This window comes from Sphingomonas phoenicis (genome assembly GCF_047238005.1).
GTDB lineage: Bacteria > Pseudomonadota > Alphaproteobacteria > Sphingomonadales > Sphingomonadaceae > Sphingomonas.
In genome coordinates this window covers 2,278,097-2,292,500 of record NZ_JBDFMC010000002.1, presented here as the reverse complement: position 1 = coordinate 2,292,500, position 14,404 = coordinate 2,278,097, and the positions used below count along the sequence as shown (strand labels likewise).

At 69.9% G+C, this 14,404-nt stretch carries 14 protein-coding genes (1 of these 14 only partly in view); 7 read left to right on the top strand and 7 right to left on the bottom strand.

Features of this window, described 5'->3' with window-relative positions:
- On the top strand, positions 1-1,208 hold the 3' portion of the coding sequence (locus ABC319_RS12175; protein WP_413070487.1) for a dihydrolipoyl dehydrogenase. The gene continues 217 nt to the left of window position 1, outside the view; the window shows 1,208 of its 1,425 coding nt (coding positions 218-1,425); its start codon lies beyond the left edge, outside the window; the stop codon is at positions 1,206-1,208.
- A gap of 19 nt (positions 1,209-1,227) precedes the next feature.
- Here ABC319_RS12175 and ABC319_RS12170 read toward each other — a convergent pair whose 3' ends face one another.
- Together ABC319_RS12170 and ABC319_RS12165 are read right to left on the bottom strand one after the other, a co-directional pair.
- Positions 1,228-1,776, bottom strand: coding sequence for a SixA phosphatase family protein (locus tag ABC319_RS12170; protein ID WP_413070486.1), 549 nt, complete (start codon positions 1,774-1,776; stop codon positions 1,228-1,230).
- Positions 1,773-4,523 carry an ATP-dependent DNA helicase gene (locus ABC319_RS12165; protein WP_413070485.1) on the bottom strand — a complete coding sequence of 917 codons (2,751 nt, stop codon included), beginning with the start codon at positions 4,521-4,523 and terminating at the stop codon, positions 1,773-1,775. The genes ABC319_RS12170 and ABC319_RS12165 overlap by 4 nt, the downstream gene beginning before the upstream one ends.
- Before the next feature lie 178 nt (positions 4,524-4,701).
- On the opposite strand from ABC319_RS12165, the gene ABC319_RS12160 reads away from it, so the two are divergent.
- Positions 4,702-5,034, top strand: a complete 333-nt coding sequence (locus tag ABC319_RS12160) for a hypothetical protein (protein WP_413070484.1) — start codon at positions 4,702-4,704, stop codon at positions 5,032-5,034.
- Between the two features lie 48 nt (positions 5,035-5,082).
- Here ABC319_RS12160 and ABC319_RS12155 read toward each other — a convergent pair whose 3' ends face one another.
- Complete coding sequence (locus tag ABC319_RS12155; protein WP_413070483.1) at positions 5,083-5,649, bottom strand: Uma2 family endonuclease; 567 nt, start codon at positions 5,647-5,649, stop codon at positions 5,083-5,085.
- Positions 5,650-5,702: 53 nt separating this feature from the next.
- On the opposite strand from ABC319_RS12155, the gene ABC319_RS12150 reads away from it, so the two are divergent.
- Genes ABC319_RS12150 through ABC319_RS12140 form a run of 3 tightly spaced genes read left to right on the top strand, consistent with a single transcriptional unit; the run spans position 5,703 to position 9,080 of the window.
- Positions 5,703-7,292, top strand: coding sequence for a lysine--tRNA ligase (locus tag ABC319_RS12150; protein WP_413070482.1), 1,590 nt, complete (start codon positions 5,703-5,705; stop codon positions 7,290-7,292).
- A complete protein-coding gene (gene nhaA / locus ABC319_RS12145) occupies positions 7,292-8,533 on the top strand; it encodes a Na+/H+ antiporter NhaA (RefSeq protein ID WP_413071686.1) in 1,242 nt (413 codons plus the stop codon). Before ABC319_RS12150 ends, nhaA begins: the two co-directional genes overlap by 1 nt.
- Positions 8,496-9,080 (top strand): hypothetical protein, encoded by a 585-nt coding sequence (locus ABC319_RS12140; protein ID WP_413071764.1) that lies wholly within the window; start codon positions 8,496-8,498, stop codon positions 9,078-9,080. The genes nhaA and ABC319_RS12140 overlap by 38 nt, the downstream gene beginning before the upstream one ends.
- A 90-nt stretch (positions 9,081-9,170) precedes the next feature.
- On the opposite strand, the gene ABC319_RS12135 is transcribed toward ABC319_RS12140, so the two are convergent.
- Positions 9,171-9,596: an organic hydroperoxide resistance protein gene (locus tag ABC319_RS12135; RefSeq protein ID WP_413070481.1), complete on the bottom strand. Its 426-nt coding sequence runs from the start codon at positions 9,594-9,596 to the stop codon at positions 9,171-9,173.
- 97 nt (positions 9,597-9,693) lie between these two features.
- Between ABC319_RS12135 and ABC319_RS12130 the strand changes: the two genes are divergently transcribed.
- Positions 9,694-10,122 (top strand): MarR family winged helix-turn-helix transcriptional regulator, encoded by a 429-nt coding sequence (locus ABC319_RS12130; RefSeq protein WP_413070480.1) that lies wholly within the window; start codon positions 9,694-9,696, stop codon positions 10,120-10,122.
- A gap of 515 nt (positions 10,123-10,637) precedes the next feature.
- Here ABC319_RS12130 and ABC319_RS12125 read toward each other — a convergent pair.
- The 3 genes from ABC319_RS12125 to sucC all read right to left on the bottom strand — a co-directional run bounded on the left by ABC319_RS12125 (position 10,638) and on the right by sucC (position 13,735).
- The gene (locus ABC319_RS12125) at positions 10,638-11,567 is read right to left on the bottom strand and encodes an electron transfer flavoprotein subunit alpha/FixB family protein (protein WP_413070479.1); all 930 of its coding nucleotides are present in this window, start codon (positions 11,565-11,567) and stop codon (positions 10,638-10,640) included.
- Positions 11,564-12,313 (bottom strand): electron transfer flavoprotein subunit beta/FixA family protein, encoded by a 750-nt coding sequence (locus ABC319_RS12120; RefSeq protein ID WP_413070478.1) that lies wholly within the window; start codon positions 12,311-12,313, stop codon positions 11,564-11,566. Before ABC319_RS12120 ends, ABC319_RS12125 begins: the two co-directional genes overlap by 4 nt.
- Positions 12,314-12,535: 222 nt before the next feature.
- Positions 12,536-13,735: an ADP-forming succinate--CoA ligase subunit beta gene (sucC, locus tag ABC319_RS12115; RefSeq protein WP_413070477.1), complete on the bottom strand. Its 1,200-nt coding sequence runs from the start codon at positions 13,733-13,735 to the stop codon at positions 12,536-12,538.
- 126 nt (positions 13,736-13,861) lie between these two features.
- Between sucC and ABC319_RS12110 the strand changes: the two genes are divergently transcribed.
- Entirely contained in the window at positions 13,862-14,386 is a 525-nt protein-coding gene (locus tag ABC319_RS12110) for a sterol desaturase family protein (RefSeq protein WP_413070476.1), read from the top strand.
- Positions 14,387-14,404: the final 18 nt, after the last annotated feature.

Genomic DNA, 14,404 nt, shown 5'->3' with positions numbered 1-14,404 from the left:
CGTCGAAGCTGCTGCTCGCTGCCGCCAACGCCGCCGAAGCGGCCCGCCGGGCGACGGTGTTCGGGATCGAGGCGTCGCCGACGATCGACGGCGCCGCCGTGCTGCGCCGGCTGCGCGGGGAGCGCGACCGCTTCGTCGACTCGGTACTCGACGATTACCACGCGATCCCCGCCGACCGGCGGATCGCCGGCGTGGCGCGCTTCACCGGTGCGGATACCCTGGCGGTCGGCGATCAGGCGATCCGCGCCGGCGCGATCGTGATCGCCACCGGCGCCACCCCGCTGATCCCCGACACGCTGGATTCGGTCCGCGATCTGGTCCGCACCCATGAGACGATCTTCGAGATCGAGGCGCTACCCGCACGCCTCGCGGTGCTGGGTGCCGGCCCCGTCGGCGTCGAGCTGGCCCAGGCCTTTGCCCGGCTCGGCTGCGCCGTCACCCTGATCGACGACGGCGAATCGATCGGCGGGCTCGGCGATCCCGCGGCGATCGAGGCGGCGGTGGCGGCGATCGGCGGCGAGCTCGACCTGCGCCTGGGCGTGACCGCCACCGCGGAGCGGGCCGGATCGCAGGCGCGGCTGCGCTGGACCGGCGCCGGCGAGGGAGAGGTGACCGTCGACCTGATCCTTGCCGCCACCGGGCGCCCGCCCTCGCTCGACACGCTCGATCTCGCTGCGACGGGGCTGGAGCTGGACGACCGCGGCACGCCGCTGTTCGATCGCGAAACGCACCGATGCGGTACCTCGTCGATCTTCGTCGCGGGCGATGCCGGCGCATGGCGGCCCGTCCTGCACGAGGCGGCGCGCGGTGGTCGCATCGCCGGCGAAGTCGCGGCGGGTGGCGAGGCGCCGCGTCCCCTGCCCCGGTTCGCGGTGACCTTTACCGAGCCGAACATGGTCGAGGTCGGCTGCGCCTTCGCCGATCTGCCGGAGGGGAGCGGGATCGGTTGCTCGACGATGGCCGACAACGGCCGTGCCACGGCGGAGGCGCAGGCGGCCGGGCTGGTCCGCCTGTACGGCGACGGCGACGGCATGCTGATCGGCGCATCGATCGTCGCGCATGGCGGCGAGCATCTCGGCCACCTCGTCGCGCTGGGCATCGATCGCGGGATCAGCGTCGCCGATTTCGCCGACCAGCCCTGGTATCACCCGACGATCGAGGAGGCGCTGCAGTCCGCCGCCCGCGATCTCGCCGGCATCGCCGACTGACGCGCCCGCCGCCGCCGGTTCAGTCCGCGTCCGGCCCCAGTGCGGGGTCGAGGTCGCGGGGGCGGACGAAGCGGGTCAGCGTCGCCGTGCCCCGCGCCGCCTCCGCCCAGCGCCCGGGCAGCGTCAGCTCGGCGAGCGACCCGGTCGGGTATTTCGCCTCCACCGCATCGCGCAGCGTCGGGGCGTCGCCGCCGCTCTCGTCGGCGACCAGCAGCAGCACCAGCTCCTCGATCCCCGGATTGTGGCCCGCCATCAGCACGTGCCCGGCACTGTCCGGCAGGTCGCGGACCAGGTCGAGCAGCGTCGCCGCGCTGGCCAGGTAGATCGCCCGGTCCCACGCCGGATCCAGCGGCGCGCCATATCCTTCCGCCACCGCCGCCAGCGTTTCGACCACGCGCAGGGCGGGGCTGGCGACGACATGGTCGAACGCGACCGTCCCGTCGCGCAGGTGCCGACCCATGGTCAGCGCGGCACGCTTGCCCTTCGGGTTCAGCGGCCGGTCGAAATCGCGGGCGACCTCGTCGTCCCAGCCGGACTTGGCGTGGCGCAGCAGCGTCAGCGTCTTCATGGATTCTCCGTCGGGAGCGGCAGGCCCTCCCCATGCCCGATCCGCGCGCCGGAGGAAAGCGCGGGCGCCAGCCGCGCCGCCACCCGTGCCACCGCCTCGTCCAGCGTCACCCGCGCCACCGGCACGCCGGGCGGAAAGGCGGGCAGCAATCGCGACGGCATCGCCGCCGACAGCAGCACGAACGCGCCCTGGTCGTCGGCCCGCCGGATCAGTCGCCCGAACGCCTGCGCCAGCCGCGCGCGCACGATCCGGTCGTCATAGGCCGACCCACCCGCGGCAAGCCGCCGCGCCGCATGCAGCACCGTCGGCTTCGGCCATGGCACCCCCTCCATCACCACCAGCCTCAGCGACCGGCCCGGCACGTCGACCCCGTCGCGCAGCGCGTCGGTGCCCAGCAGGCTGGCGGCGGGATCGTCGCGAAAGATGTCGACGAGCGTGCCCGTGTCGATCGGGTCGACATGCTGCGCATGCAGCGGCAGCCCCTCGCGCGCCAGCCGGTCGGCGATCCGGCCGTGCACCGCGCGCAGCCGCCGGATCGCGGTGAACAGCCCCAGCGTCCCGCCCCCCGCCGCCACGATCAGCCGCGCATAGGCATTGGCCAGCGCCGCCGCATCGCCCCGCTTCACGTCGGTCACGATCAGCACCTCGGACTGGCCCGGATAGTCGAACGGGCTCTCCGCCGCGAACCGCGCCGGGGCCCGTGCCAGATGCGGTGCGCCGGTCCGCGCCTCCGCCACCTGCCAGCCGTCGTCGCCCGCACCGCCGCCCCCGGTCAGCGTCGCCGATGTCACCAGCACGCCGTGCGCCGGCTTCAGCACCACTTCGGCAAAAGGGCGTGTCGGATCCAGCCAGCGGCGATGCAGCCCGACATCGTATTCCCGCCCTTCCGCCCGGTCGACCGCCATCCAGTCGACCACCTCCGGATCGACCGGTCCGCCGATCCGCGCCAGCAGCGCCAGCCACGCCGCCACCGTCTCCGCGCGCCAGCCGAGCGAGGCGATCGCCCCCTCCACCCGCGCCCGCGCCGCCGCGTCCAGCCAGTCCGGCGCCTCCGCCAGCACCGCCTCCAGCCGCCGCCCCAGCGCGTGGAGCGGGCGCAGCAGCGCGTCGAGCGCATGCGCCGCCGGCGCCGCCGCCTCGATCAGCGCCGGGGTCGGCTCCGCCAGTTCGGTCTCCAGCCCGTATCCCGCGTCGCCGGGCTGCTCGGCGCGGGCATAGGTCAGCCCGCGCACCGCCGCGAGCAGCGTCTCGATCGGCCCGAACGGCTGCCCCTCGGCCAGCCGGCCCAGCCATCCCTCCGCCGCCAGCCCCTGCGCCGCATGCACCGCATCGCTGATCGCGCGTGCGCCGCCCTCGTCATAGCTCGCCACGTCCGACAGCCGCGCCGCCAGCCCGCGCCGCCGCCCGCGCCCGCCCGCCTCCGGGCCCAGCACCCAGCGGCGCAGCTCGATCGTCTCGCCGCCGGTCAGCGCGACGCCGAACATCGCGTCCGCCGCGTCGAACAGATGGTGTCCCTCGTCGAACACGTAGCGGGTCGGCCGCGTGTTCGCCTCGCGCCCGCGGGCCGCGTTTACCATCACCAGCGCGTGGTTGGCGATCACGATGTCCGCCTCCGCGCTCGCCCGCGCCGCCCGCTCGATGAAGCATTTGCGATAGTGCGGGCAGCCCGCATACACGCACTCGCCGCGCCGGTCGGTCAGCGCCGCCGGCCCGTTGCGCCGGAACAGCGTCGGCAGCCAGCCCGGCAGGTCGCCGCCCACCATGTCGCCGTCCGCGCTGAACGCCGCCCAGCGCGCCACCAGCTGCGCCAGCACCGCCGCGCGCCCGGCGAATCCGCCCTGTAACGCATCCTCCAGGTTCAGCAGGCACAGGTAATTCTCGCGGCCCTTGCGCGTCACCACCCGCTCGCGCCGCAGCACCGGATCGGGATACAGCCGCACCGTCTCCGCGGCCAACTGCCGTTGCAGCGCCTTGGTATAGGTCGATATCCACACCGCGCCGCCGGCCCGTTCGGACCACAGGCTGGCTGGCGCCAGATAGCCCAGCGTCTTGCCGATCCCCGTTCCCGCCTCGGCCAGCACCATGTTGGGCGCCTCGCGGATCGCGCGCGGCGCGAACGCGGCGCTGGCGGCGGTCGCATAGGCGCGCTGCCCGGGCCGTTCCTCCGCCGCGCCGCCGGTCAACCGCGCCAGCCGCTCCTCCGCCTCGCCCGGCCCGATCTCGATCGTCCGCGGCGCGGGGCGCGGCGCATTCTCCTCCCACTCGGGCAATTTCGAGAACAGCCAGCGCTCGTCGACCCGTGGGCGCGCGATGGCCGGGCCCACCACCGGTGCCCACGACCAGCGCAGCCGCCCCAGCGCCTGCACCGCCGCCCACGCCCCCTCGCGCTCGGCCCACTCCCCCGCCGGCACCGCCAGCAGCGCCGCCGTCGCCTCCAGCAGGAACGACGCGACATCGTCGTCGCGCCCGGGCGGCGACAGGTCGACCGCGCGCGCCAGCCCGGCCGGCGTCGGCACCGCGAACCGTGCCGGATGCAGGAACGCGTACAGCTCCAGCAGATCGAGTCCCGACAGCTCGGCATAGCCCAGCCGCTGCCCGACCAGCGGCGCGTTCAGCAGGATGACCGGCGTCTCCGCCGCTATCCGGATCGCCTCTCCCCGTCCGACACGCCGTGTCCCGTCGGCCGACGCGATCCAGATGCCGCCGTGGCTGGCGTGAAGGGCGGGGTAGGGCAGCACGTCCGCCATGTAGGGCGGAACGGGCAGGGAACGCCATGGCCGATGTGGGAACGACGGCCTTATACACCCTGTCGCTTTCGACAAGCGGGCGCCCCGAACCGGCGCAACCATCCGCCCCGATCGCTGTTGCTGCTATGGACGAAGCGTTCTACCTTCGCGGATTATCGCTTCGAAAGAAGGATATGTCATGCGCTACATGGTGTTGATCGGCGGGACTGCCCTGATGATGGCGGCCGTACCCGCTGCTGCTCAATCGAGCGCGGTCGCGCTGGCGACCGGCGCGCTTCCCGTCACGACGCCGCGCACCGATTCGCGCCTCGGTCCGACGGTCTTCATCTCGCGCGCGCTCATCGAGCAGGATTACCGCTACGGCCTCGCTCGACTGCGCAAGACGGCGTTGAAGCAGCAGGCGGCCGATGGCGGACGCCTCACCCCCGCCAGCATCGCCGGGTTGCAGGCCAGGCTGGACAAGCTGAACACAGCGCGCAACCGCGAACTGGACCTGCTGGAACGCTCCTGATCGGGACCGGGGATCGTCCGGCGCGATGACCCGGTGGTCCTTCGCGCCTCAGACGATCCCCGCACCGTCGATCGCCAGCTCCGCCACCGTCGCGCTGCGCAACTCGCCGTCCAGCGCCACCAGCCGGGTATCGGCATAGTCGCTTCCCGCCGGCGTCCAGAACTGATGGACCTCCCGCCGCGCCACATCGACTACCCAATATTCGGGCAGTCCCTGTGCGGCATACATCCGCTTCTTGACCCCCAGGTCACCGCGCAGCGACGTCGCACCGATCTCGACCACCAACGCCGCATCGTGCAGGCCGAAATAGGCGCCGGTCGCATCGGCGCGCGCGATCAATATGTCGGGCTCGGGCATGTTGTGCGGCGGCAGCGACAGGCTCGGCTCGACGAAAGCGTCGTATCGCGACCCGAGTGCCCGCAATGCCAGCCGAAAGCGGAACATCAGTTCGGCCTTCAACCGGGTATGGGGCAGCATCTCGGCATTCACGGCGACCACCACTCCCTCGATCATCTCCACCTTCGCGCCCTCGAACGCGCCTGCACGGTCGAGCAACTCGAAATCTTCGATGCGCAGCTTGAACGGCTGCGGCTCTGCGGGGGCCAGCATGTTCATCCCCGACCCATAGCATTTGCGTCGCGCCCGCTAAAGCGCCAGATGCCACCATCATGACCGATACCGATCTGCGCACCGCCGCCCTCGAGTCCAAGGCCTGGCCGTACGAGGAGGCACGCAAGCTCCTCGCCCGCTATCCGGCCGGCAAGCCTGCGGTGGACGGCCGCCCCGCGCCGATCCTGTTCGAAACCGGCTACGGACCGTCGGGCCTGCCGCACATCGGCACCTTCAACGAGGTGCTGCGGACGACGATGGTCCGCAACGCCTTCCACGCCCTGTCCGACCAGCCGACCCGGCTGATCGCGTTCAGCGACGACATGGACGGGCTGCGCAAGGTGCCCGACAACGTGCCGAACGGCGACATGCTGCGCCAGCACCTCGGCAAGCCGCTCACCCGCATCCCCGATCCGTTTGGCACGCACGACAGCTTCGCCGCGCACAATAACGCCCGGCTGCGCAGCTTCCTCGACCAGTACGGCTTCGATTACGAATTCGCCTCGTCGACCGATTACTACACCGGCGGCCGGTTCGACGACGCGCTGCGGCTGGTGCTGCGCCATTTCGACGCGATCCAGGCGGTGATGCTGCCGACGTTGCGGGCGGAGCGCGCCGCGACCTACTCGCCGGTCCTGCCGATCTCGCCGACCAGCGGCGTCGTCCTGCAGGTCCCGGTCGAGGTGGTCGACGCGGACGCCGGCACCATCGCCTTCACCGACGAGGACGGCCAGCGGATCGAGCAGTCCGCGCTCGGCGGCCTGTCGAAGCTGCAGTGGAAGGTCGACTGGGCGATGCGCTGGGTCGCGCTCGGCGTCGATTACGAGATGGCGGGCAAGGACCTGATCGATTCGGTCATCCAGTCGGGCAAGATCGCCCGCGTCCTCGGCACCCGTCCGCCCGAGGGGTTCAATTACGAGATGTTCCTCGACGAACACGGCCAGAAGATCTCGAAGTCGAAGGGCAACGGCCTCTCGATCGACGAGTGGCTGACCTATGGCCCGCAGGAATCGCTCGCTTTCTTCGCCTATCGCGAACCGAAAAAGGCCAAGCAGCTGCACATGGGCGTCATTCCCCGCGCGGTCGACGAATACTGGCAGTTCCGCGGCAACTACGCCGGCCAGGACGTGAAGCAGCGGCTCGGCAACCCCGTCCATCACATCCATGACGGCAAGGTCCCCGAAGAGGCGCTGCCGGTCACCTTCGGCCTGCTCCTCAACCTCGTCGGCGTGATGGGGGAGGCGTCGAAGGAGCAGGTCTGGGGCTATCTCGCCAACTATGTTCCCGATGCCGATCCGGCGCGCTACCCGGCGCTGGACCGGCTGATCGGCCACGCGCTGGCCTATGCCCGCGATTTCGTCGCGCCGACGCTGCACCGCCGCGCGCCGGAGGGCGTGGAGGTCGACGCGCTCCGCCGCCTCGACGCCGAACTCGCCGCCCTGCCCGCCGACGCACCGGCCGAGGACATCCAGAACATCGTCTACGAGATCGGCAAGACGGGTGGCTTCGCCGAGCTGCGCGACTGGTTCCGGGCGCTCTACGAAACCCTGCTCGGCTCGTCGCAGGGCCCCCGCATGGGCAGCTTCATCAAGCTGTACGGCATCGCCAACTCGCGCGCGCTGATCGCCGACGCCCTCGCCCGGACGTGATGGGCTTGCGGCGGCTGGTGCGTGTTCGTCCGCTATCGGCGCTGCGCGATTTCCTGAATAGCGAGGCGTCGGGCGGCATCGTCCTGATCGCCGCCGCGCTCGCCGCGATGCTCGCCGCCAACCTGCCTGCGACGCGGGGCCTCTACGACGCGTTCCTGCACTGGCGGACCGGGCCGGTCATCAGCCCCGCCCACGGGCCGATGACCGCGCACCTCTGGATCAACGACGCCTTGATGGCGGTGTTCTTCCTGCTCGTCGGGCTGGAGATCAAGCGCGAGCTGATCGATGGCGGGCTCGCCCGGCCCGCCCGGCGCACCCTGCCATTCCTCGCCGCCGCCGCCGGCATGGCGGTGCCCGCCTGCCTCTATCTCGCGATCGCCGGCGGCACGCCCGGGCTCACCCGCGGCTGGGCGATTCCGGCGGCGACCGATATCGCCTTCGCCGTCGGCATCCTCGCGCTGCTCGGATCGCGGGTGAAGCCGGCATTGAAGATCTTCCTGACCGCGGTCGCGATCGTCGACGACATGGGCGCGGTCGCCATCATCGCGCTCGCCTACACGGCCCATATCGACTGGGGGGCGCTGGCCGCCGCGGCGGGCGTGCTGGCGGCAATGACCGCGATGAACCGCCACGGCGTCGTCCGGCTCGCGCCGTATCTGCTCGGCTTCGTCCTGCTCTGGTATCTGATGTTCGTCTCGGGCGTGCATGCGACCGTCGCCGGCGTGCTCGCCGCCTTCACCATCCCGCTCACCCTTTCGCCCGGTACGCCGGACGACGCCGCGTCGCCGCTCCATCGGCTCGAACATGCGCTGCATCCATGGGTCGCCTATGCGATCGTGCCGCTGTTCGCCTTCGCCAATGCCGGCGTCGCGGTGACGGGCGTGTCGCTCGACACGCTTACCCATCCGCTCGTCCTGGCGATCGCGGCCGGGCTGTTCGTCGGCAAGCAGGTGGGCGTGTTCGGCGCGATCTGGCTGGCCGAGCGCTTCGGCCTCGCCGGCCGACCGGGCGGTGCGCCCTGGCGCCAGGTCTACGGCGTCGCGCTGCTCGCCGGCATCGGCTTCACGATGAGCCTCTTCATCGGACAGCTCGCCTTCCCCGCCGATCCGGTCCTTGCCGACGAGGTGAAGCTGGGCGTACTCGCCGGCTCGATCCTCGCGGCGATCAGCGGTTATCTGGTGCTGCGTCTGTCGGACAAACCGGTTGACGGTCAACGTTCGGTTGACCGTCAACCAGGCTGACTTCTACGACCTCCGGATGCCACCCGAACTAGAGACCAGGCTCCGCCACCGCGCCGCCCAGCTGCCGCTCGCCTTCATCGAGGAGGAGCTCGGCCGCTTCACCGGCGACCAGCTCCGCCAGTACCGCCCCCTGATCGAGGCCGCACAGGTCGCGGCGGACGAGGCGAGGGCCGCGCTTGCCAGCTGGGTGGAGGCGGGGCGCCGCGCCGGCATGGGCTGGGGCGATATCGGCGATCTGATCGGGATCAGCAAACAGGCCGCGCAACAGCGTTTCGGCCGCGACCGCGGCGGATCGGCACCGTTCGGCACCATCGTCGTCGTACCCGGCACCGGCACCGCGACCGAGGAGGAATGGCTGGATCGAGAGGGCGCGGCGGGCCGCGAGCTGACCGGCGTCGATGCGACGCGGCTGCTCTTCCGCCAGACCGACCGCCCCTGGGCGCATCGCCGGTCCGCCGGCCCGCTCGACCCGGCGATCATCGCGCGGGAGGGGTGGGAGGAGGCGGCGCGCTGGTTCGCGTTCGTCTATTACAAGCGTCCCGCCTGAACGGCAGGATCGACGCACGGGCCGGCGGAGGGAGGCCGACCCGTGCGGATCACCCGGCGGCGGGGAGGTCGCGCCAGGTAACCGGGAAACTCAGGCGACGGTCAGGCCGACATCGACATTGCCGCGCGTCGCGTTCGAATAGGGGCACACCTGATGCGCCGCCTCGACCAGCCGCTCGGCATCGGCGCGGTCCAGCCCCGGCAGGTCGACGGTCAGGTCGGCGGTGATGCCGAACCCGCCCTCGGACCGGGGACCGATGCCGACCTGCGCCGTCACCTTCGCATCGGCGGGCACCTTCAGCTGCAAGGACGGCGCCACCGCCTTCATCGCGCCGACGAAGCAGGCCGAATAGCCGGCGGCGAACAGCTGCTCCGGGTTCGCCCCCTCGCCGCCCGCACCGCCCAGCTCGCGCGGGGTCGCCAGATCCACCTGGAACCCGCCGCCCTCCACCGCGGCATGGCCGTCGCGGCCACCGGTGGCATAGGCGCTGGTGCGGTACTTGACGTCGACGGCCATTGCGTTTTCCTTATCGCTGTATTGTTTATCGCAATACCTATTTAGGTAGCGAACGGACGCTTGTCCAGCCGAAATAGTATCGCGATAAGGATCGTCGATGACTGCACCCCTGCCCCTCGATCGCCAGCTCTGCTTCTCGCTCTACGCAGCCAGTCTCGCGATCAATCGCCTGTACAAGCCGATGCTCGACCGGCTCGGCATCACCTATCCGCAGTTCCTGGTCCTGGGCGCGCTGTGGGATGACGACGATCGCACCGTCGGCGGCATCGCTGCCCGTCTGTCGCTGGAATCGAGCACGGTCACGCCGCTGGTCAAGCGGCTCGAGGTCGCCGGCTTCGTCACCCGGACCCGCGACGCGCACGACGAGCGTCAGGTTCGCGTCGCCCTGACCGACAGCGGCCGCGCCCTGCAGGAGGAATGCACCTGCCTCGCCGACAGCCTGGTCGAGCGGTCCGGCCTGTCGATGCCCGACATCCAGCGCCTGAACCGCGACGTGCAGGCGTTGCGGACGGCGCTGGCCGGGTAGGCGAAAGGGCGGAGACGCGTCTACTTGAACTAGAGCGGTTTCCGACCATGTCGGATCGTCGGCACGGCGGCGATTCCGGTTCGGGGCAAGGCGCGAGGAAGGAGCGATGCCAGGGCATCGTGACCGACGAGCAACGCCGCCCCGGGCCGAAATCGACCCGCCGCGCAGCCGTCGCCCGCAGGGCGATGACGATGGTTCGACATGGTCGGAAACCGCTCTAGAGGCCGCCCGATGCACTCACGTCACCCCGGCCCTGAGCCGGGGTCCCGCTTTCCTGCCGAAGCCCGTGAAACGAGAATAGCGGGAAGCCGGATCAAGTCCGGGATGACGGGCGGATAGACGGGAGTGGCTGATACGGCGTTACCGCAGGTGCTTGGCCGGGCGGTGACGCACACCGATCGCGATTCGGCCCTGCGTGGCTGTCATGGGAGCAAGTCCCATGACGTCGGACGTCGCCGGGGCGACGCCGGCCGGCTCGCGGGGCGCAGCGAGAGCTTCGCCGCGCCCCTCGCTCGCTACAGCTTTCCGGTCAGCTCCGGGATCACCTTGAACAGGTCGCCGACCAGACCGATGTCGGCCACCTGGAAGATCGGTGCGTCCTCGTCCTTGTTGATCGCGATGATCGTCTTCGAATCCTTCATCCCCGCCAGATGCTGGATCGCACCGGAAATGCCTACCGCGACATAGACTTCCGGTGCGACGATCTTGCCCGTCTGCCCGACCTGATAATCGTTGGGGGCATAGCCCGCGTCCACCGCCGCGCGCGATGCGCCGACGCCCGCACCCAGCGCATCGGCCAGCGGATCGATCAGCGCATGGAACTGCTCCTCGGATCCCAGCGCGCGACCGCCCGACACGATGATCTTGGCACTCGTCAGCTCCGGCCGCGCATTGGCCGCGATCTCCGATCCCGCGAAGCTCGACAGCGCCTTGTCGCCGGTCGACGCCACCGCCTCGATCGTCCCCGATCCACCCTCGGCCGCCGCCTTCGCGAACGCGGTGCCGCGGATCGTCAGGACCTTCTTGGCGTCCGACGTCTGCACCGTCGCGATCGCATTGCCGGCATAGATCGGCCGCGTGAACGTGTCCGGCCCCTCGACCGACAGCACTTCAGAGATCTGCATCACGTCGAGCAGCGCCGCGACGCGCGGCGCGATGTTCTTGCCCGTCGTGGTCGCCGGCGCGACGAAGGCATCGTGATGCCCCATCAACTCGACCACCAGCGGCGCGACATTCTCCGCCAGCGCATGGGCATAGGCCGCATCGTCGGCGACATGCACCTTGCCGACGCCGGCGATCTTCGCCGCCGCCTCGGCGACGCCGCCCACGCCTTGCCCCGCGACCAGCAGATGCACCTCGCCCAGCTGCGACGCGGCGGTCACCGCCGCCAGCGTGGCGTCCTTGACGGCCGTACCGTCATGCTCGACCCAGACCAGCGTCTTCACTTCGCCACTCCCATCGCCTTCAGCTTCATGACCAGCTCGTCGACATCGGCCACTTTCACGCCCGCCGACCGCTTGTTCGGCTCGGCGACCTTCAGCGTGGTGACCCGCGGCGTCACGTCGACGCCGAAATCGGCCGCCGTCTTCTGCGCCAGCGGCTTCGACTTGGCCTTCATGATGTTGGGCAGCGAGGCATAGCGCGGCTCGTTCAGCCGCAGGTCGGTCGTCACGATCGCCGGCAGCTTCAGCGCATCGGTCTCCAGCCCGCCGTCGACCTCGCGCGTCACCGTGGCGGTGTCGCCCGATATCTCGACCTTCGAGGCGAAGGTGCCCTGCGCCCAGCCGAGCAGCCCGGCCAGCATCTGCCCGGTCTGGTTGTTGTCGTCGTCGATCGCCTGCTTGCCCAGGATCACCAGCTGCGGCTGCTCCTCCTCGACGATCTTCGCCAGGATCTTGGCGACGCCCAGCGGCTCGACCCGCGTCTCGCTGACGACCAGGATACCGCGATCGGCACCCATCGCCAGCGCGGTGCGGATCGTCTCCTGCGCCTTCTGCTCGCCGATCGACACGACGACGATCTCGGTCACGCCGGCACGATCCTTCAGCCGGATCGCCTCCTCGACGGCGATCTCGTCGAACGGGTTCATCGACATCTTGACGTTGGCCAGATCGACGCCCGATCCGTCCGCCTTCACGCGGGGCTTCACGTTGTAGTCAAGCACGCGCTTGACCGGCACCAGCACCTTCATCGGGGCTCCTCTCGATTTCGCTCATCGTAGCCGCTTCGCGTCGTCACTAGGCGCGAAACGGCGGTTTTCGCAAGTCCGGTATGGTTGGCCGAGGTTGCCGTAGCGGCAACGATGCTATGCCATATCGCCACAACGAAGCGGGGCCCGGACGTTTCCGCCCGAGCCCCGCTGGAAATGTCGGTCGGCCCGATTCGGACCGGCGCCATCCATGCCCGGATCGGCTCAGGCGGCCTTCTGCACCTCGGCGACGATCTTGCGGGCGGCGTCGCCCAGATCGTTGGCGGGCACGATCGCCAGGCCGCTGTTGGCCAGGATGTCCTTACCCTTCTCGACGTTGGTACCCTCCAGCCGGACGACCAGCGGCACCGACAGGTTCACTTCCTTCGCCGCCGCGACGATGCCGTCGGCGATGATGTCGCAGCGCATGATGCCGCCGAAGATGTTGACCAGGATGCCCTTCACCGCGGGATCGGACAGGATGATCTTGAACGCCGCGGTCACCTTCTCCTTGTTGGCGCCGCCGCCCACGTCGAGGAAGTTGGCCGGGAACATCCCGTTCAGCTTGATGATGTCCATCGTCGCCATGGCCAGCCCGGCGCCGTTCACCATGCAGCCGATGTCGCCGTCCAGCTTGATGTACGCCAGGTCGTACTTCGACGCCTCCAGCTCCATCGAGTCCTCCTCGGTCTCGTCGCGCAGTGCGGCGAGGTCCTTGTGGCGGAACATGGCGTTGCCGTCGAAGCCGACCTTGGCGTCGAGCACCATCAGCTTGCCGTCTTCGGTGACGGCGAGCGGGTTGATCTCGATCTGCTCGGCATCGGTGCCCAGGAACGCGTCGTACAGCTTCGATGCGACGTTCGCCGCCTGCTTGGCCAGATCGCCCTTCAGCTCCAGCGCAGCCGCGACGGCGCGGCCGTGATGGCCCTGGAAGCCGGTGGCGGGATCGATGTCGATTGAATGGATCTTCTCGGGGCTGTCGTGCGCCACCGTCTCGATATCCATGCCGCCCTCGGTCGAGGCGACCATCGAGATGCGGCCGGTCGCGCGGTTGACGAGCAGCGCGAGGTAGAATTCCTTGGCGATGTCGACGCCGTCGGTCATGTACAGGCGGTTGACCTGCTTGCCCGCATCGCCGGTCTGGATCGTCACCAGAGTGTTGCCCAGCATGTCGGTCGCCGCCGCGCGGACCTCGTCCTCGGTCTTGGCCAGCCGCACGCCGCCCTTGGCATCGGGGCCCAGTTCCTTGAACTTGCCCTTGCCGCGGCCGCCGGCATGGATTTGCGCCTTGACGACATAGAGCGGTCCGGGCAGCTTCTTCGAGGCCTCGACCGCCTCCTCCACCGACATGGCGGCAAAACCGGCGGGAACGGGCACGCCGAACTTGGCCAGCAATTCCTTTGCCTGATATTCGTGGATGTTCATGGGCGGCCTCGCCTTATGATGCTATCGGGATGATCCGCCCTTCGCACAGGCGGGCACGCGAATCCACCCTCGGCGGTCGGGCACGCGAAAACTCTGTTGCGAACGCGACGCAATATTGGAAATACGATGACCTGGCCTGTCGGCGCCCTGATCTTCACCCTGACCGTGATCGGCATGGAAGGCTTCGCCTATGCCGCGCACCGCTGGATCATGCATGGACCGGGCTGGTTCCTCCACGCCAGTCACCACCGCGCACGGCCCGGCAACTGGGAATGGAACGACCTCTACGCAGTGATCTTCGCGGTCCCGTCGTTCGTCCTGATCTTCGGGGCGCTGCAGCTCGGCTGGTGGCCGGGCTTCGCGTGGATCGGCGCCGGCGTCGCCGCCTATGGCGCGATCTATTTCGGCTTCCACGACATCATCGTCCATCAGCGCATCCCGACCCGCTACCTGCCGAAATCGCGCTACATGAAGCGGATCGTCCAGGCGCACCGGCTGCACCACGTCGTCGAGACGAAAGAGGGCAACGTCTCGTTCGGCTTTCTCGTCGCGCCGAAGCCCGAGGATCTGAAGGCCGAGCTGAAGCGCCGCTCGCGCGCCGGCGTCCGCGCGCCCAGCCGCTCCCACCGCGAGGCCTCAACCCCGCGTTAACCATTATCCGCCATGGTC